Raw genomic sequence first — 23,391 nt, 5'->3', positions numbered from 1 at the left:
CCTGCGACGAAGTGTCGGCCGGGGCGACTAACCTTTCCCGGTGACATCGGATCCGCCGGAGCAACTGACGCTGCTGCGGGACACCGTGCGCAAATCCCGGACCAAGGAGCCGGCCGGGATCACGTCCTCGTTGCCGGTGGCCCGGATCGCGGTCGATGTCTCGTTGCCGCACCTGGACCGGCCGTTCGACTACCTCGTCCCGGACGACCTGGCCGATGCCGCGCAGCCGGGTGCCCGGGTGAAGGTGCGGTTCGCCGGCAAGGACCTGGACGGGTTCGTGCTGGAGCGGCTGGCCGAGTCCGATCACGACGGCAAACTCGCCCGGATCCGCAAGGTCGTGTCGCCCGAGCAGGTGCTGACCCCGGAGATCGCCGACCTGTGCCGCGCGGTCGCCGACCGGTACGCGGGCGTCCTCCCCGACGTCACCCGCCTGGCCGTCCCACCCCGCCACGCCAAGGTCGAGGCCGAGCCGCTGCGCTGCGACCAGCCACCGCCCCCGCCGCTCTCCACCTCGCGATCGGCCTGGTCGCCGTACCCGCCGGGGTTTCTTGACGCGATCGCACGTTCGGAGACGCCGCGCGCGATCTGGACCGCCGTACCGGGTGCTGATTGGCCGCTCGCCTTCGCCCAGGCGGCCGCGGTGTGTTCCGCGGCGGGCCGCGGTGCGTTGCTGCTCGCCCCGGACGCACGTGACCTCAAACGACTCGAAGACGCCTGTACGGCGGTCCTCGGCGACGCCGGCTTCGTCACCTTGTCGGCCGACCTCGGCCCGACCGCGCGGTACCGAGCGTTCCTCGCGGCACTGCGTGGCAACGCGCGCGTGGTCATCGGCACTCGCGCAGCCGCGTTCGCCCCGGTCGCGAACCTCGGTCTCGTGGCCATGTGGGACGACGGCGACGACTCGTACGCCGAAGCGCGAGCGCCATACCCGCATGCCCGTGAAGTCCTGCTGCTGCGCGCGTTCAAGCAGAACTGTGCTGCGTTGCTCGGCGGATTCGCACGGTCGGCCGAGGCGGCCGCGGTGATCGAGTCAGGCTTTGCGGGCGAACTCATCGCCGACCGTACGGCGATCCGCGCAGCCGCGCCCTCGGTGCACATCACGGGTGAATCGGACACCGACCTGGCCCGAGACCCCGCCGCGCGCGCGGCTCGACTACCGCACCGCGCCTTCGAGATCGCCCGCGAAGGGCTGCTGTCCGGACCGGTCCTGGTTCAGAATCCGCGAGCCGGCTACCTGCCGAGCCTGGTGTGCCAGACCTGCCGGGCGCCATCGCGGTGCGCAACCTGCTCAGGGACCTTGCGGCTGATGGGCAGATCTGGACCGGCGAGCTGCAGCATCTGTGGCCGCCCGGCCGCCGACCACCGCTGCCCCGAATGTGGTGACCCGAGGATGCGCGCCGCCGTCGTGGGAGCACGCCGTACGGCGGAGGAGTTGGGGCGGGCGTTTCCCGGCATCGTCGTGCGGACATCGGGCGGCGAGCACATGCTCGATCGCGTGTCCGACCAACCGGCGCTGATCGTGTCCACGCCGGGTTCGGAACCAGTCGCCGACGGTGGCTACACCGCGGCCCTCCTGCTCGACACCTGGCTGATGCTCTCGCGCCCCGACCTCCGGGCCCCCGAAGAAGCCGTCCGCCGCTGGCTCAATGCAGCCGCACTCGTCCGCCCGGCGCGCGACGGCGGCATGGTCATCCTCGTCGGCGACCCATCGGCCCTGCCCCTGCAGGCGGTCGTGCGCTGGAGCCCGGAGGGATGGGCGACTCGCGAAGTGGAAGAACGCCGTACCGCCCGCCTCGCCCCGGCTGCCAAACTCGCCGAACTGACCGGCCCTTCCGCCGCAGTCGCCGACCTGATCGAACGCCTCCGCGCTCTCCTCCCACCCGAGGCCGGCCTCGAAGTCCTGGGCCCGGTCGACGTCGACGACGAAACCGTCAAAGCCGTGGTCCGCACTCCGCGGGCCGCGGGCACCCAACTCGTCCGCGCCCTCAAGGAAGCCCAAGCCGCCCGCACCACCAAAAAGAACCCCGGCTCGGTCCGCGCCCAAGTAGACCCACCCAGCTTCGGCTAACCCCCGCCGCTCCCACCCCGCTCCGCAACACCCCCGCCGCTCTTTGTGCACCTAGCTCATCTTTGTGCACCCACCAACCACGCGGGGCTCGCGAAAATGACTGGTGGGTGCACAAAGTTGGATCTCGTGCACAAAGAGAAGGCGACCCACCTTTGGGCATGAGGAGGTGGACACGGGCACCACCCACCGATCGACGTTGCAGGGAGCATCCCCGGCCCGCGACGCTGGCGTGGCCTCGCCCTCGAACGGCAGCGCTCGTCAGGCGGTGTTGGCCAGGGGAGTGGAGGCGGTCAGCAGCTGCGTGCCCAGGCTGGTGCGGTGGTAGAGGACTGCTCGGCCGTCGCGGCGGGAGTCGACCAGGCCGGCGTTGCGGAGGATGCTCAGGTGGACGCTGAGCGTGGGAGCCGACACTCCTAGCTGGTGGGCCAGGTGGGTGGTGGACATCGGCAGGTCCAGGTGGCTGACGATGGCGGCCCGGGTACGGCCGACCAGGTCGGCCAGCGGGGAGTCGGTGGTGTCCTGGCGGTCCTCCCACAGGCGGCCGAGGCCGCGGGGTGGGTAGGTGATGGTCGGAACGTGCGGTGCGCCGGTGACCGGCAGCGCGGCAGGCCAGGTGAAGACACAAGGGACCAGCAGCACGCCCTGCCCGGTTTGCGGTTCGCCGTGACAGCAGAACGGCCGGTCGATCTCGATCAGGCCGCCGTGGAACCGCACCGACGGGTGCAGATTGCGGAACAGCCGCTCGATCCCACCGCTCGCCAGTTCGTCCAGCCGGTAAGCGAGGTCCTCCTGCAGCAGGGATCGCATCCGCCGCCAGTCCGGTTCGATCGCGCGCCGGAAGTACGACGAGATCGCGGCCGTGATCTCCGAGAGCGCTCTCTGCGGATCCGCGATCAGCGCCGGTACCAGCGGATCCGGATTCTCGTCGTACAGCTTCTGGAGCTCGCGCACGACCAGATCGGGTGGCGTCCCGGCGATCGCGGCCAGTCCGGACTCGAGGCTGGTCGAGCGGCGCGGGGGTGCCGGCGTGATGAAGTCCGGGATGTAGCCGACCGGCGGAATGAGTGCCCTGAGCAACGTCAGGTCGGGCCCTTCGATGGTCGGCCGGACCTTCTGCAGCCACGGTCCGTGCACACTGCGTGCCGTGTTGTTGCTCAGCGCCCGGACACTGGTGACCGCCTCCCAGATCGGGGAGAGCGCGAACCGGATCCGGCCGACGTCACCCGCGTTCAGCCTGAGTGTGATCACCCGACCATCGTAAAACCGGTTGGGTCCACCGCAGAGGATTAGTTCTGAGGCTAATCATCGACAGTGACCCTCGAAGTTCGGACAGTTGTCTCATGAGTGCAGCCCCGATCACCGAACCCAGCGCGTCCCGAACCCTGCCGCGGGCGTTCTGGGCACTCTGGGTCTGCCAGCTGGTCAACCGGCTCGGCAGTTTCGTCCAACCGTTCCTCGTCCTCTACCTGACCCAGGACCGGCACCTGTCCGCCGGTACGGCGGGTGCCGTGGCGGCCGCGGTTGGCGCCGGCAGCGTGGTGTCGCAGTTCGTCGGCGGCTGGTTGTCGGACCGGGTCGGTCGCCGGGCGACGATGCTGATCTGCTTCTTCGGGACCGCGGTGGCGCTGGTCCTGCTGGGTTCGGCCCGGTCGATGCCGATGATCTGGGCAACCGCCTTCGCGGTCGGGCTGCTCGGTGATCTGTTCCGGGCGGCGGTCTCGGCGACGGTGGCCGATCTCCTGGAACCGGGAGAGCGCGTTCGCGCGTACGGACTGCTGTTCTGGGCGATCAACCTCGGGTTCTCGGTCTCGACCGTGAGCGCGGGTGTGCTGGCGTCGCTCGGCTACGGCCTGCTGTTCTGGCTGAACGCGGGGACCTCGGTGGTCGCGGGCATCGTGATCTGGACGATGGTGCCGGAGACCCGGCCGAAGCTCGAGGAAGGTACGAGCCGCCGGCCGCTGCTGCCGGTCGTGCTGCGGGACCGGATCTTCATCGGGATGGTGCTGATCCAGATCGGGTACGCGACCATCTACTTCCAGGGTTACTCGACGTTGCCGCTGGCAATGGCCCGCGACGGTCTGCCGTCGTCGCTCTACGGGACGGTGATCGGGCTGAACGGGGTCGTGATCGTGATCCTGCAACCGCTGCTGGTGAAGCGGCTGGCGACCTTCGACCGGCCGAAGCTGGTGGGAGTGTCGATGCTGATCGTCGGACTCGGGTTCGGGCTTGGCGCGGTCGTGCACAACTGGTGGGGCTACGCGTTGTCGGTGGTGGTGTGGTCGATCGGGGAGATCGGTTTCGCCGCGGTGATCGGGGCGGTGTTCGCCGACATCGCCCCGACCGATCTGCGCGGTGGCTACATGGGGATCTTCGGGATGTCGTTCGGGTTCGGCTCGGTGATCGGGCCGCTGGCCGGGCCGAACGCGCTCCAGCACCTCGGCCCGACGATGACCTGGATCGGCGTCGCCCTGCTCGGCGTAGTCATCTTCATCGCGCAGTACGCGCTCTCTCCCGCGATCCAGGCCCGGACTGCCGAGAACGCGGCGACCGCATGAGGTGAGTGGTTGCGACCGTGACGACGATGACCGCGGTCGCGACCAGGAACGCCCGCTGCGGGGCCGCCGGGTGGTGCAGAAAGATCGTGCCCAGTACGGCGACGCCCAGCGTGCCGCCGAACTGCTGAACCGCGTTCAGCAGGCCCGCCGCCGATCCGGTCTCCTGCGGCTGCACGCGATGGAGTGCCTCGGTGAAGAACGCTGTCGTGAACAGCCCGACGCCGGCGCCGCAGATCCCCAGTGCCGGTACCAGTGAGATCCGCGTCGCGAGCAAACCGATCAGGAGCACGCCGAGGCCGACGTACATGAGGCGTGAGCCGAAGCGCTGGATCAGCCACTGTCCGGCGCACCAGGACGCGATCCCGGAGACCGCCGACCAGGGGAGTAGTACGAGACTCGCGCGCATGACGCTGTGGTGCAGCGTGAGTTGCTGATGCAGGACGACGACCAGCGTCAGGCCGCTCATCACTGCGAAGAACAACGCCGACGTCCCGAGCGCCGCCCCGAAACCGCTTCTCCTGAACAGACTCAGCTCGAGCAACCGGCTTCCGCTTCGGCGCTGCTGCAGGACGCAACCGCCGAGAACGGCGATCCCGAGCGGCAGCAGGATCCAGTCCCGCGACTGCAGGATCGGGAACACCAAGAGAGCGCTCCCCGTGATCAGCAAGACCGTTCCGGCCAGATCGAGCGACGGCCGTTCCGGAGAACGCGACTCGGGCAGCAGCCGCGCGAGCGCGAGCACGGCGATCCCGAGCGGCACGTTCACCAGAAACACGACCCGCCACGAGGTCGCCTCGGTGATGACTCCGCCGAGGAGTGGTCCCGAGATCCCGGCCAGTCCCATCACCGGCCCGATGAGCCCGAGTGCCTTCGGCAGCTCCGGACCCGAGAACGACGATCGGATCAGCCCGATCGTCTGCGGGATGATCGTCGCCGCGGTCAGACCTTGGACGGCCCGAGCACCGATCAGTACGCCGGACTGGGTCGCCAGCGCACACGCGGTCGACGCGAGCACGAAGCCGACGACCCCGAGCCGGAACAGCCGCCGCCGTCCGTAGATGTCGCCCAGCCGCCCGCCGGTGATCAGCAGCGCCGCGAACGGCAAGGTGTACGCCGCGCTGAACCACTGGATGTCGGCCGTCCGCCCACCAAGATCGGTGTGGATCACCGGAGCGGCGACCTGGACGATCGTGGCGTCGAGCAGATTCATCGCTTCGGCCACCAAGAGCGCGACCAGTCCCACCCATTTCCGCATTGCTGCCTCCCAGATGTCGGTAGCAGCACGGTCGCGGTTCGCTCCGCATCTGTTCCAGCCAGGCAGATGAATGTGCAGAGATCTTCCCTCGGAGAGCGCTCTGCGTGATGATCTTTCCATGCTGGACGAGATCGATCGCGCCCTGATCCACGCGTTGCAGCTCGCCGGACGAGCGCCGTACAGCCGGATCGGCGCGGTCCTCGGGGTGTCGACGCAGACCGTCGCGCGGCGCTACCAGCGGCTGCGCGCCGAGGCCGGCCTGCGCGTGATCGGACTGCCCGACCCACATCGGGCCGGCCGCTCCCAGTGGCTCGTCCGCCTGACCGCGACACCGCGAGCGGCGCAAGATCTCGCGAGCGCGCTCTCTCGCCGTACCGACACCAGTTGGATCAAGCTGGCCTCCGGCGGTACGGAGATCGTGGCCATCGTCCACACCACCCCAGCCGACGGCAACACCCTCCTGCTGCATGACATCCCGCGCACCGCGGGCATCACCTCGGTTTCCGCCCACTACCTCCTGCATCTGTATGTCGGCGGTCCAACCGCCTGGGGCGCTCGGGCAACGACGCTCACCCAAGATCAGGAGAGAGCGCTTTCTCACCCGTTCTCAGGCGGCACAGCCGAGGTTCTCCCGACAGATCGGAAACTGCTGACAGCGCTCGGCGCCGACGGCCGCGCCACCGTCGTCGATCTCGCCAACCAGACTGGCTGGGCGCCGGCCACGGTCGCCCGCCGCCTCGCCGATCTCGAGGCGAGCGGCGCGATCTTCTTCGACGTGGACGTCGACCCGAATGCCTTCGGCGCCACCACCGCCGCCATGCTCTGGCTGTCCGTCCCGCCCGCGCATGCCGACAAAGTAGCCCGAGCACTCGCCAAGCACGACGAACTCGCCTTCGTCGCCGCCACCACCGGCCGCACGAACCTCGTCGCCCACGCCCTCTGCCCCAGCCCCGACGCCCTCCACACCTACCTGACCGAACGCGTCGGCGCGATCGAACCCATCACCGCCCTCGAAACCGTGCCCGTCCTGCGAACAGTGAAGTCAGCCGCTCCCGCGCGTGCCACGTAGGGTTGCGAGCATGACTGAGCGGACGATCGACGCGGTGGTGTTCGACATCGGTGGGGTGTTGCTGGACTGGAGTCCGGACTACCTGTACGCCGACCTGATCCCGGATGAGCAGCAGCGAACGCACTTCCTGACCAACGTCGCGACCCGGACGTGGAACGCGCAGCAGGATGCGGGCCGGACCTGGGCCGAGGCGGTCGCCGAGCTGGCCGGCCAGCACCCGGAGCACGCTGAGTGGATCGAGGCCTACGACACAGGCTGGCTCAAGATGGTCAAGGGCGTCTACGAGGACACGGCCGAGCTGCTGACTGAGATCCGCGCGCTCGGTCTACCGACGTACGCGCTGACCAACTTCTCGCACGAGAAGTGGGAGGTGGCGCAGGAGGCGTTCCCGATTCTGACCACGTTCGACGGCGAGGTCGTCTCCGGGACCGAGCAGACCGTCAAGCCCGGCGAGAAGATCTACCGGATCCTGCTGGAGCGCTACAAGCTCGACCCGGCGCGGACCTTCTACACCGACGACATGCAGCACAATGTCGAGGGCGCCCGCGCAGTCGGGATGATCTCCGAACGCTTCACCGGCGCAGCCGATCTCCGCGTACACCTCCGGAACCTCGGCCTCGCGGTCTGACCCTCAGCTGGCAGAAGCGGAGATGGCTTCGGTGTACGTCGGGCTCGCGGACAGATCGGCGGCTTCGACGTACACCGTGTTGTCCTGGCAGGTCATCGGGGTGAGCGCGATCCCGGGTTTCCCGGTGTAGATGCGCTGCGGCTTGGCCAGCCCGGCCGTCCAGCGGTTGATCTGGAACGACTCCTCGCCGCTCTCACCGACCGTCCGCGTCTCCCACAGAATCCAGTTGCCACAGGCAAGGATCGTGTCGGTTGCCACCGCGCCGAGCGCGCGGGCCGGGGCGTCCGCGGACTCTCGCAGATAGGCCTTGCTCTGGTACTGATCCGGATCCGACGCAGCCACCTCGGACCAGATCGTCGCGCCGCCCACCGAAGCGCCACTCCACTGGATGCACTTGGTTGCCGCCGGCACCGGCCGAGCCGGACCGCCCGACAACGACGCGCTCAGCACTCGCTTGCATCGACCGGCCGTCTCCGGTGCGGTGATCTCGCTGAACGTCACCGAGTCCGCCGACACCACCGGATCGGCGATGTACCCGGGCGCGGCCACGCACGCCACCGTCCGGGACGACAACTCGGCCAGCGATGCGACGACCAGGCACGACCGGTTCTTCGCATCAGTCGAGCTGTAGGCGAACGTCCCGTCGTACGCGCCGATCTCCGGTTCCGAGACGCGCGGGAGCTTGCCGACCCCGCCGACGCGACCGCTGCCTAGGTCATACCGGACGACTCTGATCTCCGGGTCTGATCCCTCCGACCGGATGTCCTCGATCAGCGCCCAACGATCATCGATCACGACCGGCGACTGCGCCACGAAACCCTTGGCGGGCACGTGCCGCACGATCACCTTCTTCAGCGACTTGTCGGCAATCGTGGTGGTGCCGGCCTCGTCGCTGCCGCGCGTCACGACGTACTTGCGCTGCTGGGTGACGAGGTGCTGCCCGTCGACCGGCTGCCGCAGCACCTTCGCCCAGACCGGTACGGCGGTGTTGGTCTGCGCCGGCGGCGTCGCCGAGCTGGGCGGCGCCGGGGGAGTGCCGACCGGCGGCTTCCCGGACGTGTTGTCGGAGGATGAGCAACCGGCCACACCCAACAGAATCAAGATGCCGACGGCAACGGTGGTACGACGCATTCAGGTCACAGTCCGATGTTCTGGAAGGAGTTGGCCAGCGTCGCGTTGAACAGGGCCGAGGCCGGGATGTTCTTCGGTCCGTCGGTGACGTTGCCGCGACTGTTGAAACGACGCTCGTTGAACACCTCGAAGATCGCGATGGTGCCCTTGGCCCGGTCGTACCCACGGCCGACCTGGTAGTGCCCGCTGTGGTTGAAGGCGAGGTACGGGAAGTACCGCTTGAGCAGCTGCACGTGCTCGATCACCGGCGCCGGCTTGCCGTCACCGAGGTGCTTCTGGTGCACGGTGAAGAACTTCTGCGTGTTCCAGTGCGAGACGTTCTGCACGATGTAGGTGCCGGCGGCAACATCCCAGTCGGTCTTCAGGTTGGTCTGCTTCACCATCGCGGTGATCCCGGTCCCGGAGCTGGTCGACCCGAGGTCCTTGGCCCACGACTTCTGGGTGTCCTTCTGCCGGTCGTCGGCCCAGTCGATCGACTGGAACGTCGCCGGACCGCACCAGAACCCCTTCTCCTGCGAGGTCTGGAAACCCTTCATGATGTACGCCGACTTCGGCAGCTTCACCACCTGCACCGGCGGCTGCGGAGCAGGGGTCGGCACCGGCACCGTCGGCGTGGTTCGCGTCGGTGTCGCGGTCGGTGTGGGAGTCGGCGTCGGCGTCGGGGTGGCATCGGAAGCCGTGCGCTCATCCGCGGAGGCGTCGAGCAGCCGAAGCGCACGCGCCTTCTCCCGGCCTTCCCACGCGGCCTTCATCTCGTCGAGCTCGACGTCGACCCGCTCGCTGCGAGGCAAGGCCGCCCGCTCCGCCACGAAGGACTGCGGTGTCTGGTCGCCAGTGTCGATGTCCTGCTCAACGCCGTCGTCCGCGTTCGCCGAGACATCCGGCGCGGTCACCGTCTCCTCGATCTGCGCACCGGTCGGCAGTTGGTCCACGAACCCGAGCCCGAGGCAGTATTTCTCCTCCTCGAGCTTGAAACACCGCAGCATCGAGGCCACCTGCGTCGAGGTGTCCGAGGCTTGCAGATCGTCCGGTGACGTCTCGACCACCTGCTCGCTCAGCTCGCTCCACGACTCCGCGGCCGGGGGCGTCGCAACCGTCGTACTGGCTGGCGCCGGTCCAGGGACCGAAGGGGTCGGTACGGCGGTCGGCAGGATCGTCGGCGGGGTCGACGGGCCAGGAGTGGCCGGCCGGGCCAGCTCCGGGTCGCGGGGCTGATAGGCGGAAGCGTTCAGTGGCGCCTGGGTCAGAAGTGCACCCAGGACGATCAGAGTGGCCCCCCGTGCTGCTGTGCGCATTGTGTCTCCCGTTAGGCGTGGGACGACAGTGACTGTAGGTACGCCTGGGACCACAGTACGTGTTTGAGGCAACTAACGGGAGCCCCCTCCGGGCCCGGGCCTCGGGGCCAGGCGCACTAGACTTGCTCAGTCCTGGTCAGTGAACGTTGTGGAGAGTCTGTGTCGGTCCAACCCATCCGCCTGTTCGGCGACCCCGTCCTGACCACCAAGGCGGTGCCGGTCGTCGACTTCGACGCCGAACTGCGCCGCCTGGTCGCGGACCTCGCGGACACCATGCAGGCGGCGCCCGGTTCCGGCCTGGCCGCGCCGCAGATCGGCGTCGGACTGCGCGTCTTCACCTACCACGTCGACGGCGAGCTGGGTCACCTGGTGAACCCCGAGCTCACCCTGTCCGACGACGAACAGTTCGGCCCCGAGGGCTGCCTGTCCATCCCAGGCCTGTACTTCGACTGCCGGCGCGCGCAGTCCGTGATCGCCCGCGGCTTCAACATGTACGGCGATCCCGTGGTGATCGAGGGCTCCGAGTACCTGGCCCGCGCGATCCAGCACGAGACCGACCACCTGGATGGCATCCTCTTCGTCGACCGTCTGGACACCGCAACCCGCAAGCAGGCGATGAAGGCGATCCGCGAAGCCGAATGGTCCGGCCTCTCCGGCCCACCGCAGATCAAGATCTCCCCCCACCCCACGAACGGCTTCGGCCTGTGAGCTCCGCGAACGGATATGCCCTGTGAGAGTCGTCTTCGCCGGTACGCCGGAACCCGCCGTGACCGCTTTGCGCGCGATCGTTGCCAGCCGCCACGAACTCGTTGCCGTGGTCACCCGTCCGGATGCCCCGGCCGGGCGCGGGCGCAAGCTGGTCGCGTCGCCGGTCGCGCAGTACGCCGAAGAGCTCGGCGGGATCGAGATCCTGAAGCCGGTGAAGCCCAGCGACCCGGAGTTCCTGGCCCGGCTCGCCGAGATCGCCCCGGATTGTTGCCCGGTCGTCGCGTACGGCGGTTTGTTGCCGCAGGCAGCGTTGGATATCCCGAAGCACGGGTGGGTGAACCTGCATTTCTCGGTTCTGCCGGCTTGGCGTGGTGCCGCGCCGGTGCAGCACTCGATCATCGCCGGGGACGACGTGACCGGGGCCAGCACGTTCCGCATCGTGAAGGCACTGGACGCCGGCCCGGTGTTCGGCGTACTGACTGAGCCGATCGGGCCGACGGACACGTCAGGCGACCTGCTGGCACGGCTGGCCGAGTCGGGATCGAAGCTGCTCGTGGACACGCTGGACGGCATCGAGGACGGGATCCTGCAGGCGCAGGAGCAGCCGGCCGACGGTGTCTCGCTGGCGCCGAAGATCAACGTCGAGGACGCCGAGCTGGACCTGACCGCGCCCGCGCTGCGCGTGGACCGGCTGGTCCGCGGCTGCAACCCGGCGCCGGGTGCATGGACGACCTTCCGCGGTGAGCGGCTGAAGGTGCTCGCGGTCCGGCTGACCGAGGACGAGCTGAAGCCAGGGGAGTTGCAGGCGACGAAGTCCAGTGTCGTGATCGGCACCGGCAGTAAGGCGGTCGAGTTGCTGACCGTCCAGCCGCAGGGCAAGAAGCCGATGGCCGCGGCCGACTGGGCACGCGGTATCCGTCTGACAGATGAGGATCGACTCGGTGAGTGACCGCACGCCGCGCAACCGGGATCCGCAGAAGAAGGCGGACAAGGTGCGGCAGGTTGCCTACAAGGTTGTCCGCCAGGTCACCTCCGAGGGCGGCTACGCGAATCTCGTGCTGAACAAGGCGCTTCGCGACGCTCGACTTGCCGGCCGCGACGCCGCGTTCTGCACCGAGCTCGTGCACGGCACGCTGCGCTGGCAGGGCACGTACGACGCCTTCCTCGCGCGCTGCGTCGATCGTCCGCTGAACGAGCTGGACCCGGAGCTGCTCGACGTCCTCACCCTCGGCACCCACCAGCTGTTGCGGATGCGCGTCGACTCGTACGCCGCTGTCGACGAGATGGTGACGCTGACCCGGGTGATGATCGGCCACAAGCGCAGCGGCCTGGTGAACGCCGTACTGCGCAAGATCAGTCAGCGCACGTTCGACCAGTGGATCGACGCGGTCGCGCCGTCCATCGAGGAGAACCGGCTGCTGCATCTCGCGGTCGCGAAGGCGCATCCGACCTGGGAGGTCGAGGCGTTCGCGCGATTGCTGGGTGACGACGAGCTGGAAGACCTGCTCGACGCCGACAACGAGCCGCCGCGCGTCACCCTGGTCGCGCGACCCGGGCTGTCCACGGTCGACGAACTGATCGAGGCCGGCGCCAGTCGCGCGAAATGGTCGCCGTACGCCGCGGTTCTGCAGAGCGGCGGTGATCCGGGCCGGATCGCGGCCGTGGCGACGGGTCGGGCCGGGGTTCAGGACGAGGGCTCGCAGCTCGTCGCGCTGGCGTTGGCGAACGCGCCGATCGAGGGTTCCGACACCGCGTGGCTCGACCTGTGCGCGGGGCCGGGCGGGAAGTCGGCGCTGCTCGCGGCGCTGGTCGAGAAGCGTGATGGTGCGTTGACCGCGGTTGAACCGCTTGAGCACCGGGCCGAGCTCGTTCGCGCGAATCTCCGTGCGATTCCGGGTGATCACCAGGTGCTGGTCGGCGATGGTACGAAACCGACTTGGGCGGAAGGCTCCTTCGACCGAGTGTTGGCCGACGTACCGTGCAGTGGACTCGGTGCGCTTCGCCGCCGCCCGGAGGCCCGCTGGCGTCGTACGCCGGAGGACGTCGAGGAGCTCCGACCGCTGCAGGAGGATCTGCTCGATTCGGCGATCACGTCGGTCCGCTCGGGTGGAGTCGTTGCTTACGTCACCTGCTCACCGCATCCGGACGAGACCCGTGCAGTCGTCGACGCCGTCCTGGCCAAGCGGGACGACGCGACTCTCGAGGACGCTCGGGAGCTGTTCCCGGACGTGCCTGAACTCGGCGACGGTCCCGACGTACAGCTGTGGCCGCATCGGCAGGGCACCGACGCGATGTATCTGGCGCTGATCCGCCGCAGCTGATCCGATGTAGCTGAGCCCACCAGCTGGACCTGCTGTCAGGTGCATCAGGTGGAACGATCATGATGGTCACGTGACTGTTATCGCTAACCGCCCCGTGTCGGCCCGTCGGCAACAGGCAGCCGGGCTGGCCGCTGCCTTCGGCATCGGGGCGTTGTTCGCGATCCAGTCCCGGCTGAACGGCGGACTGGGCGAACTGCTCGGCGATGGGATCCCGGCCGCGCTGATCTCCTTCGGCAGCGGCTCGGTGATCCTGGCGATCGCGGCGGCCCTCGTTCCGGGAATCCGCCGTTCGCTCGGCAACGTCTGGCACGCGATCCGTGACCCCCTGAACGCCGGCGGCCTGCGCTGGTGGCAGTGCATCGGCGGCCTCTGCGGCGCCTGGGTGGTCTCGGTGCAGTCGATCACCGTGCACGTGACCGGTGTCGCGGTCTTCATCGTTGCGATGATCGCCGGGCAGGCCGGCAGCAGCCTCGTCGTCGACCGCCTCGGCTTCGGCCCGGCTGGACGGCAGGAGTTCACGACCCTGCGGATCGTCGGCGCCGCCATCGCGCTGGTGGCCGTCGTGCTCGCGGTCTCCGAGCAGTTCGGTCACGCGAGCGGGTTCCTGCTCGCGATCCTCCCAGCCCTCGGCGGCATCGCAACCGCAGTCCAGCAAGCCATCAACGGCCGAGTGGCCCAAACCGCCGCAGGTGGCCCCTACGGCGCCGTCGCCGCCGGCGCAATCAACTTCGGCGTCGGCTTCGTAGCCCTGGTGGTCGTCTTCGCCATCGACCTAGCCCTCCGCGGCGCCCCCAACGCCCTCCCGAGCAACCCCTGGCTCTACCTCGGCGGCGCCTGCGGCGTCATCTTCATGAGCGTCGCCGCAGCCGTCGTCCGCGTAGTCGGCGTCTTCATCCTCGGCCTAGGCACCATCGCCGGCCAACTAGTCGCCAGCCTCGCCATCGACCTCCTAGCCCCCGCCGCCGACAAGGCCGTCACGCTGCCAGTCATCGCCGGCACCATCCTCGCCTTCGCCGCCGTCGTAGTAGCCGCCATCCCCAACCTCCGCCGCAGCAGGTAGGGGGCGGACCGCCCCCACTCACTAACCTCGCCGGGAGACATCGCCGCACGCTCAGCCGACCCGCCGCGACGGCCGGTTCGGGAGGTTGGTGAGTGTTGGCGGTCCGCCTGTGGATAACGCCCGACGCTCGACGGCGGAAACGCTCACCATGAAGGCATGACCGAAGTTGCCGAATTGCTGGATCGGCGGGGCGGAGTCGCGACCTTCGGCGACCTGCGCGCAGTGATGTCCGGACGAGCAGTCCGCACCGCGTTGGCCGACGGTGAGATCCGTCGAGTAGCCAAAGGTGTTTACGCCTTGCCGACGTCTCCCGTCGCGCTGACAGCGGCCCGGAGTCACGGCGGCGTGGTGTCCCACCTGAGCGCGGCGCAGCACTGGGGCTTTGGCGTGATCGATCGGCCCGTACTGCCACACGTCACCCTGCCGCCCGGCCGCGTTCGGCGGCTGACCGGGCTTCCGTGCAGACTGCACTGGGCCGAGGTCGCCGCCATCGATGACGTCACGACGCCGATCCGTACCGTGCTCGACTGCATTCGCACCCTGCCCCTCGCGGAGGCACTGGCCGTCGCCGACTCGGCGCTGCGCATGGGTGCCTTCGATCACGACGAACTGCTGCAGGCTGCGGCCGCGATCCGCGGCCCGCATCGACGACGCATCCTCTACGTGGCGGGACTCGCTGACCTGCGTGCCGAGTCGGTGCTGGAATCAGGACTGCGGTCGCTGACGATCGAAGCAGGCCTCGAAGGCTTCGTACCCCAGTGGGAGGTTCGGGACAGGGAGTTCTCGGCCCGGATCGATCTCGCGCACCCCCGTCTCCGGCTCGGACTCGAAGCCGACGGGTTCGAGTTCCACGGCAACAGGCAGGCGTTCACCCGAGACTGCCGGCGGCAGGTCGCCCTGACGGTTCGCGGCTGGCGCATCCTCCGCTTCAGCTGGGAGGACATTCGCTACGACGGACGGTGGGTGGTGAGGTCGATTGAAGGGGCGAGCGGACTTCCCCCACTCACTAACCCGCTCCTGCGCGCAGCGTGACCACTGCGCTGAGCGTGCGGCGCGTGCGGCTGCCGAGGTTGGTGAGTGGGGGCGGTCCGCTAAACCACTTCGGGAACGCCGACCACCGGCTTCGGCTTGGTGCGGAAATTGAAGACGCCTTGGGAGATGGCTACGCCGAGGAGGACTACTAGGCCGCCGACTGGTTGGTACCAGGTGATGTGTTCGCGGAGGACGATGACGCCGACCAGGATGGAGAAGATCGGCATCAGGTAGGTGACCATCGCGGAGCGGCTGGCGCCGATCAGGCGGATGTTGCGCATGCTGAGGACGAAGGCGATGCCGCTGCCTAGGGCGCCGAGGGCCAGGACGCTGCCGAGGACCTCGATGGACAGGGACCAGGGGGCGGGCGGGGCCTGGCGGGTGACGAGGGGGGCGACGATCGCGAGTTGGAGCATGGCGCACAGCAGCAGGGTTGCCGAGAGGGCGGTGCCGGAGATGCTGCTGCCGGCGAGGAAGCGCTTCTGGTACGGGACGGCGATGCCGTAGCAGACGGCGGCGAGCATACAGAGGATCTGGCCGGTCAGGTCGGCGCCGCCGCTGACGTTCCAGGCGCCGAGGACGACGAGCATGCCGACGAACCCGACCACCAGGCCGAGGCCGCGCTGCAGTGAGAAGAGCTCGGTGCGGAAGATCAGTACGGCGATCGGCAGCACGACGAGCGGGGTGATGCCGTTCCAGATGCCGGCGAGCAGGGACGGGATGCGCTCCTCGCCGTACCCGAACAGGGTCCACGGGATGGCCGATCCGACCGCGCCGACCACGAAGGAATGCGCCCACAGGCGGCGGTCGCGGGGGAGTGACTCGCGCTTGATCGCCAGGAAGACCAGCAGCACGATCGCGCCCGCGGTGACCCGGCCGAGGGCCAGGTAGAGCGGCGGCAGCTCCCGGACGCCGACCGAGATGAACAGGAAGCTGCAACCCCAGATGGCGGCCAGGGTCAGCATGGTCGGAAGCCAGGCTCGCGTCGGAACCTTGTCAGTAGTCGTCGGGGTGCTCACTCCTGACATCCTGCACCACGTCACGGACAATTCGTACTGCGATTTCTGGATCCGGGCACAGGTTTGTCCGGACACGGGCACGCGCTGGCTCAGAACCGGTTCGGCGGGAGAGGATGACGTGCATGGGTGCCTTCGATGTCATTGCGGTCCGCAAGCAGTTCCCGGCACTCAGTGAGGGGGCCGCGCACTTCGACGGCCCCGGTGGTTCGCAGACCCCGCAAGTGGTCGCCGACGCGGTCTCGGCCACCCTCACCTCGGCCCTCGCAAACCGCGGTCAACTCACGCCTGCCGAGCGTCGCGCCGACGGCATTGTCCACGACGCCCGTACGGCGATGGCCGACCTGCTCGGGTCTACTGCAGACGGCATCGTGTTCGGCCGCAGCATGACCCAGCTGACCTACGACTTCTCCCGCACTCTCGCCAAGGTCTGGGGCCCCGGCGATGAGATCGTTGTCAGCCGTCTCGACCACGACGCGAACGTCCGCCCCTGGGTCCAGGCCGCCGAGGCTGCCCAAGCGACGGTCCGCTGGCTCGAGTTCGACCGCGAGACCTCGGAGCTCGACGACCTCACGCCGTTGCTCTCCGACCGCACGAAGCTGGTCGCCGTCACCGGCGCCTCCAACCTGCTCGGCACTCGCCCCGACACGGCCCAGATCGCCGACCAGGTCCACGAGGCCGGCGCCCTCCTGTACGTCGACGGCGTGCACCTGACCGCCCATGCCCCGGTCGACACGTCGTACGCCGACTTCTACGTCTGCTCGCCGTACAAGTTCTTCGGCCCGCATCTCGGGGTGCTCACCGCACGCCCTGAGCTGCTCGAGACGCTGCGCCCGGACAAGCTGCTCCCCGCGACCGATGTCGTACCGGAGCGGTTCGAGCTGGGGACCCTGCCCTACGAACTGCTCGCCGGTACGACGGCCGCTGTCGACTTCCTGGCCAGTCTCGGCGGTGACGGCGCAACCCGCCGCGAGCGGCTGAACGATTCGCTCGCCCTGGTCGAGCAGCACGAGGACGCCCTCCGCGACGACCTCGAAGCTCGCCTCCAGGCGGTTCCCGGCCTGGTGCTTTACGGTCACGCAGCCCGCCGTACGCCGACCCTGCTGTTCACCCTGGACGGTCACACCCCGGGTGAAGTCGCCCAGCACCTAGCCGGGGCCGGAGTGAACGCCCCGGCCGGCACCTTCTACGCCTACGAACCCGCCCGCCACCTCGGGCTCACCGATGGCGCGGTCCGCGCCGGGCTCGCGCCGTACACGGACCAATCCGACGTAGACCGCCTGGTAGAGGCGGTCTTGACGCTCGTCGGCCGCACTAACTAAAGTCAATGGGGAAAGTCGAGGGGGTCGAGTGAGGGAACCCAGCGCGGTCTTCGTCCAGCGGGACGACGACCTGATCGAGGCCCGGCGGGACGGCACCTGGTCGGCCGCCGGTATCGACGTCGGCTGGAACGACGGCACGGTCGAGGTCACCGCCGACACGATCATCCGCGTCGCCCTCCGCTGGCGTGAACCCCTCAAACCTGACGCCCTGATCCTCGGCGACGCCTGGGAACGCTCGTACGGCGACCTCCAGTGGCGGCATCAGCAGCCCGAACGACTACTCCCGTGGTACTTCCTCGTCCACGACCCAGCCACCGGCCGCACCACCGGCGCCGGGGTCGAGGTCCAGCCGAACGCCTTCGCCGCGTGGACGGTCGACGCCGACGGTTTCACTCTCTGGCTCGACCTTCGCAACGGTGGCGGTTCGACCAGGCTTAACGGCCGGACCCTCACAGCAGCTACGGTCAAAGCATTCGAAGACGGCGGCACCCCCTGGCAGACCCTCCACGCAGCGGTCGCCACCATGAGCTCCCGACTGCCGGCGCGACCTGAGCCCGCGCCGGTGGTCGGGGCCAACAACTGGTACTACGCGTACGGCGAGAACTTCGACGAGAAGGCCGTCCTCACCGACGCCGCCACCATCGTCGAGCTCGCCGACGGTCACGCGGTCAAGCCGTTCAGCGTGGTCGACGACGGTTGGTACCCGGGCGGTATCGCCTCCGGCGGCCCTTGGGACCAGGGCATCCCGGGCGTCTTCGACGACCTCGCCGGTACGGCGGCCGCGATCGCGGCGATCGGCGCCCGGCCCGGACTGTGGTTCCGTCCACTCCTGGTCCGCGAGCCCGGCCGCCACGCCAGCTCTGGTCCGCACGACAAGCCCGGCCGGGCCCTCGACCCGTCGTACCCGGAGGTCCTGGACCTGGTCCGCGCGGACCTGACCAGGTTCAAGGAGTGGGGTTTCGAGCTCGTCAAACACGACTTCAGCACGTACGACGTCTTCGGCGCGTTCGGTCCCGCGATGGGCTCGCGGCTCACCGAGAGCGGTTGGCAGCTGCACGATCCGAGCCGCACGACGGCCGAGATCGTGCTCGCGTTCTACCGCGCGATTCGCGACGCCGCGCAGGACGTCGTACTGATCGGGTGCAACACAGTCGGCCACCTCGCGGCCGGGCTTGTCGATGTCCAGCGGACCGGCGACGACACGTCCGGGCGCGACTGGGAGCGGACCCGCAAGATGGGCGTCAACACGCTCGCCTTCCGGCTGCCGCAGCATGGGCGCTTCTTCACGGTTGACGCCGACTGTGTGCCCTGTACGCCGCAGACTCCCTGGGAGCTGAATGAGCGGTTCCTCGATCTGATCGCGAGGTCGGGTACCGCGCTGTTCCTGTCGATCGATCCATCAGCTCGCACCGAGCGCACGGACCGGGCGCTGCGGGCCGGGATCCGGCTGGCGCTCGACGGCGGCGACGTGGGCGGGATCGAACCAACCAACTGGTTGGTTAACACGACCCCGACGGAATGGCGCAGCGGGGGAGACACGATCCAGTACGACTGGTCGCAGCCCTGGGGAGCGGACCCGGTCGCGGGATGAGCATCCGCAGGGGGACGAATCTCGATCGTGTCGGTGGGTACAACGACGCCGTGGTCCTGGACGCGATTCGCCGCAGCGCGCAGCTCAGCCGGGTTGAGCTCGCTGCCGCCACCGGCCTGTCCGGGCAAGCCATCTCGAACATCATCCGCCGGCTGCTCGACGCCGGTCTGGTCCGCGAGGCCGGTCGCCAGAAGAGCACCGGCCTGGGCAAACCGCGCACCTTGCTGGAGCTCGAGCCCGGCGGCCAGTACGCCGTCGGTGTCCACCTCGACCCCGCGGTCGTCACCGTCGTACTGCTCGACCTGACCGGCGGAGTCGTCGCCCGCCGGCAGCTCGCCCCGCCCGAGGACGACGATCCCGACGTCCTGATCGCCGCGATCGCGGACACCGTCGAAGCCGTCATCGACGAATCCGCCGCTCTACGCAGCCGCGTGATCGGCGTCGGCATCGCCGCCCCCGGCCCGATCGACGCCGAACGCGGAGTGGTCGTCGACCCGCCAAACCTATCTGCCTGGCACCTAGTCCCTCTCCGGGACGAACTGCGTGAGCGAACCGGACTGCCAGTCCTGCTCGACAAGGACGTCACCGCGGCGGCCGCGGCCGAGAAGTGGGTCAGCGGACCAGGCAACTTCGTCTTCTTCTACCTCGGAACCGGCGTCGGCGCCGGCCTGGTCCTCGGCAACGAGGTGGTCCGCGGCTCGTCCAGCAACTCCGGTGAGATCGGTCATGTGATCGTCGACCCGGACGGACCGCTCTGCTTCTGCGGCCGCCGGGGATGCGTCGGCGAGACCAGTCGGCCACGGTACCTCGTGCACCAAGCGGTCCAGGCCGGAGTACTTGCCCAGAGCATCGACCTCGACGACCGCCAGGCGGTGGACGCCGCCTTCACCAGGCTGTGTACGCTGGCCGCCGCCAGGCCCGGGGCCGCGGCCGAGATCATCACGGCACTGGCCGAGCGGATCGCCAAGGTGGTCGAGGACGTGGCGAACCTGCTCGACCTGGACCGCGTGGTCTTCGGCGGCCCGTACTTCGAGCAGCTCGCCCCGCTGCTGACCGACCGGGTCCGGGCCGCTCTGCAGAGCCGCTTCACGGTCCGCACGATCCACGGGGTCGAAGTCACCGGTACGGCGCTCGGCGCGGATGCCGGGGCGATCGGAGCCGGCAGCCTGGTGCTGGACCACACGTTCTCGCCGGAACGCGAACTCGTTGCTGAAAGGTAGATGGAGAAGATGATCGATCCCGACGTGCTGGCCGGTGCCACCGAGAAGGTCCGCGCGGCCAGTGGGGACGACGTGATCGCGGAGATGTTCCGGCGGTCGATGGCCGAGAACCTGCCGGCCGTGTCCGAGCGGTTGCCGGACGGGACGACGTTCGTGCTGACCGGCGACATCCCGGCCATGTGGTTGCGCGACTCCGCGGCGCAACTGCGCCCCTACCTGCTGCTGTGCAAGGACGATCCGGGCCTGCAGGACGTGCTGATCGGCGTACTGCACCGGCAACTGGAGTACGTCGTACTGGATCCGTATGCGAACGCCTTCAACAAGGAAGCGAACGGCGCCGGGCACACGACCGACGAGACCGAGATGTCGCCGTGGGTGTGGGAGCGCAAGTACGAAATCGACTCGCTGTGTTTCCCACTCGACCTGGCCTACAAGCTGTGGCGGATCACCGGCCGTGCCGACGTGATCGACGCGCGGTTCCGCCCGGCGGCCGAGGCGATCCTCGAGCTGTGGACGGTCGAGCAGGATCACGAGGCGCGTTCGCCGTACCGGTTCCAGCGGCACGACGACCGCCCGTCCGACAGCCTGGTCCGTGGTGGCCTCGGGCGACTCACCCAGCCGACCGGGATGTCGTGGAGCGCGTTCCGGCCGAGTGACGACGCGACCGATCTCGGGTTCAACGTGCCGGGGAACATGTTCGCCGCGGTGGTGCTGGGCTACCTGGAGGAGATCGCCGCGTCGGTGCTCGACGACTCGGAGCTGGCCGCGCGGGCCAAGGAGCTGAAGGCCTCGATCGAGGACGGCATCGCTCAGCACGGGACGGTCGACCACCCGGAGTACGGGCGCGTCTACGCCTACGAGGTGGACGGGATGGGTGAGTCGCTGCTGATGGACGACGCCAACATGCCGTCGCTGCTGAGCGCTCCGCTCTCCGGGTTCGCCGCGCCCGACGACCCGACGTACCTGGCGACCCGCAAGCTCCTGCTGAGCCCGGAGAACCCCTACTACTACACCGGTACGGCGGCCTCCGGCATCGGCAGCCCGCACACCCCGCCCCGCTACATCTGGCACATCGCCCTTGCCGTGCAAGGCATTTCGAGCACTTCAGCGGAAGAACGCCAGCAGTTGCTGGAGCTCCTCCGCGACACTACCGGCGGCACCGGACTCATGCACGAAGGGTTCGATGTCGACGACCCGACCCAGTTCACCCGCGAGTGGTTCTCCTGGGCCAACGCGATGTTCTGCGAGCTCGCCCTCGTCCACGCCGGCATCAGGTGACGTCTCGCCGCCTCGTCGTCCATGCGGCGACTCCGGCAAAGATCAGGCAGTAGGCCAGCAAGGTTGCGAGGGCCCGGCCGCCGTCGACCGCATCCCGTACGCCGGGAGGCGCGTCGCCGGTGGCCATTCCGGTCACCGCGAACACCAGCGAACCGGCGTTGGCTCCCGGTAGCGCGTTGGACAGGAACTTGAGGTCGGGCAGCAGGCTGTTGACCACGCCGGCCAGCAAGGTCTCGATACCGAGGATCCACACGACCCCGAGTCCGATCGGCAGCGCAACGTTGCGGAAGGCAACGGCCAGGGCGGCGCCGGCCAGGCACCAGGTCATCAGGACCAGCCAACCGCCGGCGAGCCCCTGCAGGATGTCGACCAAGCTGGGCCAGCTCATGGATCCGCCTTCTGCTGCTGCGATTCCGATACTGCACAGGGCGCAGGCGGTGAAGATCCCGAGCACCCACAGCGCGATCATCGTGGCGAGTCCGAGGAACTGGGCACCGAGAATCGAGGCACGCCCCGGCCGCTGGGTGAAGATCGTCTTCAGCGTGCCCCAGGTGTACTCGCCGCCGATCACGATCGCGCCGAGGACCAGCGCGAGCGCACCCGCGAAGATCGGGTAGCCGCCGATCGTGTTGTCGATGACTCGTGCCGGGAGCATCCCGGCCAGAATCGCGTCCCGGGGGACGCCGGTGGTCTGCGGATTCTGATCGCCGGTCGCGTAGCCCAGGTAGGGGAGTAGGTAGCCGAAGATCAGGCTCAGGACCAGACCGGCGCCGAACAGTACCCAGACCGCGGAGCGCTTGCGGAGCTTCAACAGTTCCGCGCGATAGCTACCCAACATCAGCCTTCTCCTCACTGGTCGTCAGCTCGAAGAACAGGTCCTCGAGAGCGCGTTCGGTGCTGTGCAACTCGGACACGGCGACCCCGGCCTCGACGAGAACCCGGTTCACCTCGGCCGCCCGCCCCGGATCCACTTGCACGCGGAGCGTTTCGTCGTACCGGTGCACGGCGTTCGTGCCGAGCAGCTTGGTCAGTACGGCGTACGCGGCCGGCTGGGGTTCGGCGCGGACCAGGAGTTCCTGGTTGCCGAGCAGGTCCTCGACGTTGTGCTCGGCAACCATCCGGCCGGAGTCGATGATGCCGACCCGGTCGCAGATCTGCTGCACCTCGCCGAGCAGGTGGCTGGAGAGCAGCACGGTGCGTCCGTCGGACCCGAGTTCGCGGATCAGCCGACGCATGTCGCGCATACCCGCCGGGTCGAGACCGTTGGTCGGCTCGTCCAGGATCACCAGCTCCGGATCCTTCAGCAGCGCGGCCGCCACCCCGAGCCGCTGCTTCATCCCCAGGGAGTACGTCGAGAACCGGTCGCGGGCGCGATCCCGCAGGTCGACAAGCTCCAGCACCTCGTCGATCCGCTGTCGCGGCACCTCGGCGTACTCGGCGAGCAACCGCAGGTTGTCCAGCCCGGACAGATACGGGTAGAACGCGGGCGACTCGATCATCGACCCCGTCTTGCCCAGTACGTCGGGACTCCCCGGCCGCCCACCCAGCACTTTGATCGTCCCGGTGGTCGGCGCGATCAGCCCGGTCAGAATCCGCAGCGTCGTGGTCTTCCCGGCGCCGTTCGGCCCGAGGAACCCGTACACCTCACCCGGCAGGACCGTCAGGTCGACACCGTCGACCGCGAGCGTGTCGCCGTACCTCTTCGTCAGGCCGATCACCTCGACCAGTGGAACCCCTGTCTCGTTCATGACAACGAGACTGCCGGTAGACGCACCTGTTCCGCGTCGGCTGCCGGGAGTGACCGCGCCTACCTCCTGCGGAGTAGGGCGGACCGCCCCGTCT

At 68.8% G+C, this 23,391-nt stretch carries 20 protein-coding genes; 13 read left to right on the top strand and 7 right to left on the bottom strand.

Annotated features, from left to right (window positions below; genetic code table 11):
• Positions 1 to 40 precede the first annotated feature (40 nt).
• On the top strand, positions 41 to 2,068 hold the full coding sequence (locus ABD231_RS05890; protein ID WP_344146184.1) for a primosomal protein N': 2,028 nt from the start codon (positions 41 to 43) through the stop codon (positions 2,066 to 2,068).
• Between the two features lie 258 nt (positions 2,069 to 2,326).
• Here ABD231_RS05890 and ABD231_RS05885 read toward each other — a convergent pair whose 3' ends face one another.
• Positions 2,327 to 3,316, bottom strand: a complete 990-nt coding sequence (locus tag ABD231_RS05885; protein ID WP_344146181.1) for an ArsR/SmtB family transcription factor — start codon at positions 3,314 to 3,316, stop codon at positions 2,327 to 2,329.
• 92 nt (positions 3,317 to 3,408) lie between these two features.
• Between ABD231_RS05885 and ABD231_RS05880 the strand changes: the two genes are divergently transcribed.
• Positions 3,409 to 4,623 carry an MDR family MFS transporter gene (locus ABD231_RS05880; RefSeq protein ID WP_344146178.1) on the top strand — a complete coding sequence of 405 codons (1,215 nt, stop codon included), beginning with the start codon at positions 3,409 to 3,411 and terminating at the stop codon, positions 4,621 to 4,623.
• On the opposite strand, the gene ABD231_RS05875 is transcribed toward ABD231_RS05880, so the two are convergent.
• The gene (locus ABD231_RS05875) at positions 4,556 to 5,878 is read right to left on the bottom strand and encodes an MFS transporter (RefSeq protein WP_344146175.1); all 1,323 of its coding nucleotides are present in this window, start codon (positions 5,876 to 5,878) and stop codon (positions 4,556 to 4,558) included. The two genes, ABD231_RS05880 and ABD231_RS05875, sit on opposite strands and share 68 nt — an antisense overlap.
• 118 nt (positions 5,879 to 5,996) lie before the next feature.
• On the opposite strand from ABD231_RS05875, the gene ABD231_RS05870 reads away from it, so the two are divergent.
• The gene (locus ABD231_RS05870) at positions 5,997 to 6,947 is read left to right on the top strand and encodes an Lrp/AsnC family transcriptional regulator (protein WP_344146172.1); all 951 of its coding nucleotides are present in this window, start codon (positions 5,997 to 5,999) and stop codon (positions 6,945 to 6,947) included.
• Between the two features lie 10 nt (positions 6,948 to 6,957).
• The gene (locus ABD231_RS05865; RefSeq protein ID WP_344146169.1) at positions 6,958 to 7,575 is read left to right on the top strand and encodes an HAD family hydrolase; all 618 of its coding nucleotides are present in this window, start codon (positions 6,958 to 6,960) and stop codon (positions 7,573 to 7,575) included.
• A 3-nt stretch (positions 7,576 to 7,578) separates the two neighbouring features.
• Here ABD231_RS05865 and ABD231_RS05860 read toward each other — a convergent pair whose 3' ends face one another.
• Positions 7,579 to 8,706: a hypothetical protein gene (locus ABD231_RS05860; protein ID WP_344146166.1), complete on the bottom strand. Its 1,128-nt coding sequence runs from the start codon at positions 8,704 to 8,706 to the stop codon at positions 7,579 to 7,581.
• Positions 8,707 to 8,711: 5 nt separating this feature from the next.
• Entirely contained in the window at positions 8,712 to 10,001 is a 1,290-nt protein-coding gene (locus ABD231_RS05855) for a C39 family peptidase (RefSeq protein WP_344146163.1), read from the bottom strand.
• 159 nt (positions 10,002 to 10,160) lie between these two features.
• Here ABD231_RS05855 and def point away from each other — a divergent pair, with 159 nt between their 5' ends.
• The 5 genes from def to ABD231_RS05830 all read left to right on the top strand — a co-directional run bounded on the left by def (position 10,161) and on the right by ABD231_RS05830 (position 15,122).
• Positions 10,161 to 10,709, top strand: a complete 549-nt coding sequence (gene def, locus ABD231_RS05850) for a peptide deformylase (RefSeq protein ID WP_344146160.1) — start codon at positions 10,161 to 10,163, stop codon at positions 10,707 to 10,709.
• A gap of 22 nt (positions 10,710 to 10,731) precedes the next feature.
• A complete protein-coding gene (fmt, locus tag ABD231_RS05845) occupies positions 10,732 to 11,658 on the top strand; it encodes a methionyl-tRNA formyltransferase (RefSeq protein WP_344146157.1) in 927 nt (308 codons plus the stop codon).
• Positions 11,636 to 13,030: an RsmB/NOP family class I SAM-dependent RNA methyltransferase gene (locus tag ABD231_RS05840; RefSeq protein WP_344146154.1), complete on the top strand. Its 1,395-nt coding sequence runs from the start codon at positions 11,636 to 11,638 to the stop codon at positions 13,028 to 13,030. Before fmt ends, ABD231_RS05840 begins: the two co-directional genes overlap by 23 nt.
• A 70-nt stretch (positions 13,031 to 13,100) precedes the next feature.
• Positions 13,101 to 14,090 carry a DMT family transporter gene (locus ABD231_RS05835; protein ID WP_344146151.1) on the top strand — a complete coding sequence of 330 codons (990 nt, stop codon included), beginning with the start codon at positions 13,101 to 13,103 and terminating at the stop codon, positions 14,088 to 14,090.
• A gap of 156 nt (positions 14,091 to 14,246) precedes the next feature.
• Positions 14,247 to 15,122, top strand: a complete 876-nt coding sequence (locus tag ABD231_RS05830; RefSeq protein WP_344146148.1) for a type IV toxin-antitoxin system AbiEi family antitoxin domain-containing protein — start codon at positions 14,247 to 14,249, stop codon at positions 15,120 to 15,122.
• A gap of 59 nt (positions 15,123 to 15,181) precedes the next feature.
• Here the strand turns inward: ABD231_RS05830 and ABD231_RS05825 are convergent, their stop codons facing one another.
• Positions 15,182 to 16,141 (bottom strand): DMT family transporter, encoded by a 960-nt coding sequence (locus tag ABD231_RS05825; RefSeq protein ID WP_344146145.1) that lies wholly within the window; start codon positions 16,139 to 16,141, stop codon positions 15,182 to 15,184.
• A gap of 122 nt (positions 16,142 to 16,263) precedes the next feature.
• Here ABD231_RS05825 and ABD231_RS05820 point away from each other — a divergent pair, with 122 nt between their 5' ends.
• The 4 genes from ABD231_RS05820 to ABD231_RS05805 are packed head-to-tail and all read left to right on the top strand — an operon-like array spanning position 16,264 to position 21,549.
• Positions 16,264 to 17,460: a cysteine desulfurase-like protein gene (locus ABD231_RS05820; protein ID WP_344146142.1), complete on the top strand. Its 1,197-nt coding sequence runs from the start codon at positions 16,264 to 16,266 to the stop codon at positions 17,458 to 17,460.
• Between the two features lie 28 nt (positions 17,461 to 17,488).
• Positions 17,489 to 19,051: an alpha-amylase family protein gene (locus ABD231_RS05815; RefSeq protein ID WP_344146139.1), complete on the top strand. Its 1,563-nt coding sequence runs from the start codon at positions 17,489 to 17,491 to the stop codon at positions 19,049 to 19,051.
• Positions 19,048 to 20,271, top strand: a complete 1,224-nt coding sequence (locus ABD231_RS05810; protein ID WP_344146136.1) for an ROK family transcriptional regulator — start codon at positions 19,048 to 19,050, stop codon at positions 20,269 to 20,271. The genes ABD231_RS05815 and ABD231_RS05810 overlap by 4 nt, the downstream gene beginning before the upstream one ends.
• A 9-nt stretch (positions 20,272 to 20,280) precedes the next feature.
• On the top strand, positions 20,281 to 21,549 hold the full coding sequence (locus ABD231_RS05805) for a glycoside hydrolase family 125 protein (RefSeq protein WP_344146133.1): 1,269 nt from the start codon (positions 20,281 to 20,283) through the stop codon (positions 21,547 to 21,549).
• On the opposite strand, the gene ABD231_RS05800 is transcribed toward ABD231_RS05805, so the two are convergent.
• Positions 21,542 to 22,387 carry an ABC transporter permease gene (locus ABD231_RS05800; protein ID WP_344146130.1) on the bottom strand — a complete coding sequence of 282 codons (846 nt, stop codon included), beginning with the start codon at positions 22,385 to 22,387 and terminating at the stop codon, positions 21,542 to 21,544. The genes ABD231_RS05805 and ABD231_RS05800 overlap by 8 nt on opposite strands.
• Positions 22,377 to 23,297, bottom strand: coding sequence for an ABC transporter ATP-binding protein (locus tag ABD231_RS05795; protein WP_344146127.1), 921 nt, complete (start codon positions 23,295 to 23,297; stop codon positions 22,377 to 22,379). The genes ABD231_RS05800 and ABD231_RS05795 overlap by 11 nt, the downstream gene beginning before the upstream one ends.
• Between the last annotated feature and the right edge of the window lie 94 nt (positions 23,298 to 23,391).

It is taken from the genome of Kribbella yunnanensis, from assembly GCF_039529655.1.
In the GTDB taxonomy this organism is placed as follows: domain Bacteria; phylum Actinomycetota; class Actinomycetes; order Propionibacteriales; family Kribbellaceae; genus Kribbella; species Kribbella yunnanensis.
Note: the sequence above shows the minus strand (reverse complement) of the source record. Positions and strands in the feature narration are given on the sequence as shown.

What these genes read in the sequence shown, in the direction of transcription:
- ABD231_RS05795 (WP_344146127.1), bottom strand. Translation starts at nt 23,297, where the DNA reads ATGAACGAGACAGGGGTTCCACTGGTCGAGGTGATCGGCCTGACGAAG.
- ABD231_RS05870 (WP_344146172.1), top strand. Translation starts at nt 5,997, where the DNA reads ATGCTGGACGAGATCGATCGCGCCCTGATCCACGCGTTGCAGCTCGCC.
- ABD231_RS05880 (WP_344146178.1), top strand. Translation starts at nt 3,409, where the DNA reads ATGAGTGCAGCCCCGATCACCGAACCCAGCGCGTCCCGAACCCTGCCG.
- ABD231_RS05810 (WP_344146136.1), top strand. Translation starts at nt 19,048, where the DNA reads ATGAGCATCCGCAGGGGGACGAATCTCGATCGTGTCGGTGGGTACAAC.
- ABD231_RS05820 (WP_344146142.1), top strand. Translation starts at nt 16,264, where the DNA reads ATGGGTGCCTTCGATGTCATTGCGGTCCGCAAGCAGTTCCCGGCACTC.
- ABD231_RS05855 (WP_344146163.1), bottom strand. Translation starts at nt 10,001, where the DNA reads ATGCGCACAGCAGCACGGGGGGCCACTCTGATCGTCCTGGGTGCACTT.
- ABD231_RS05805 (WP_344146133.1), top strand. Translation starts at nt 20,281, where the DNA reads ATGATCGATCCCGACGTGCTGGCCGGTGCCACCGAGAAGGTCCGCGCG.
- ABD231_RS05865 (WP_344146169.1), top strand. Translation starts at nt 6,958, where the DNA reads ATGACTGAGCGGACGATCGACGCGGTGGTGTTCGACATCGGTGGGGTG.
- ABD231_RS05875 (WP_344146175.1), bottom strand. Translation starts at nt 5,878, where the DNA reads ATGCGGAAATGGGTGGGACTGGTCGCGCTCTTGGTGGCCGAAGCGATG.
- ABD231_RS05840 (WP_344146154.1), top strand. Translation starts at nt 11,636, where the DNA reads ATGAGGATCGACTCGGTGAGTGACCGCACGCCGCGCAACCGGGATCCG.
- ABD231_RS05830 (WP_344146148.1), top strand. Translation starts at nt 14,247, where the DNA reads ATGACCGAAGTTGCCGAATTGCTGGATCGGCGGGGCGGAGTCGCGACC.
- ABD231_RS05800 (WP_344146130.1), bottom strand. Translation starts at nt 22,387, where the DNA reads ATGTTGGGTAGCTATCGCGCGGAACTGTTGAAGCTCCGCAAGCGCTCC.
- ABD231_RS05860 (WP_344146166.1), bottom strand. Translation starts at nt 8,706, where the DNA reads ATGCGTCGTACCACCGTTGCCGTCGGCATCTTGATTCTGTTGGGTGTG.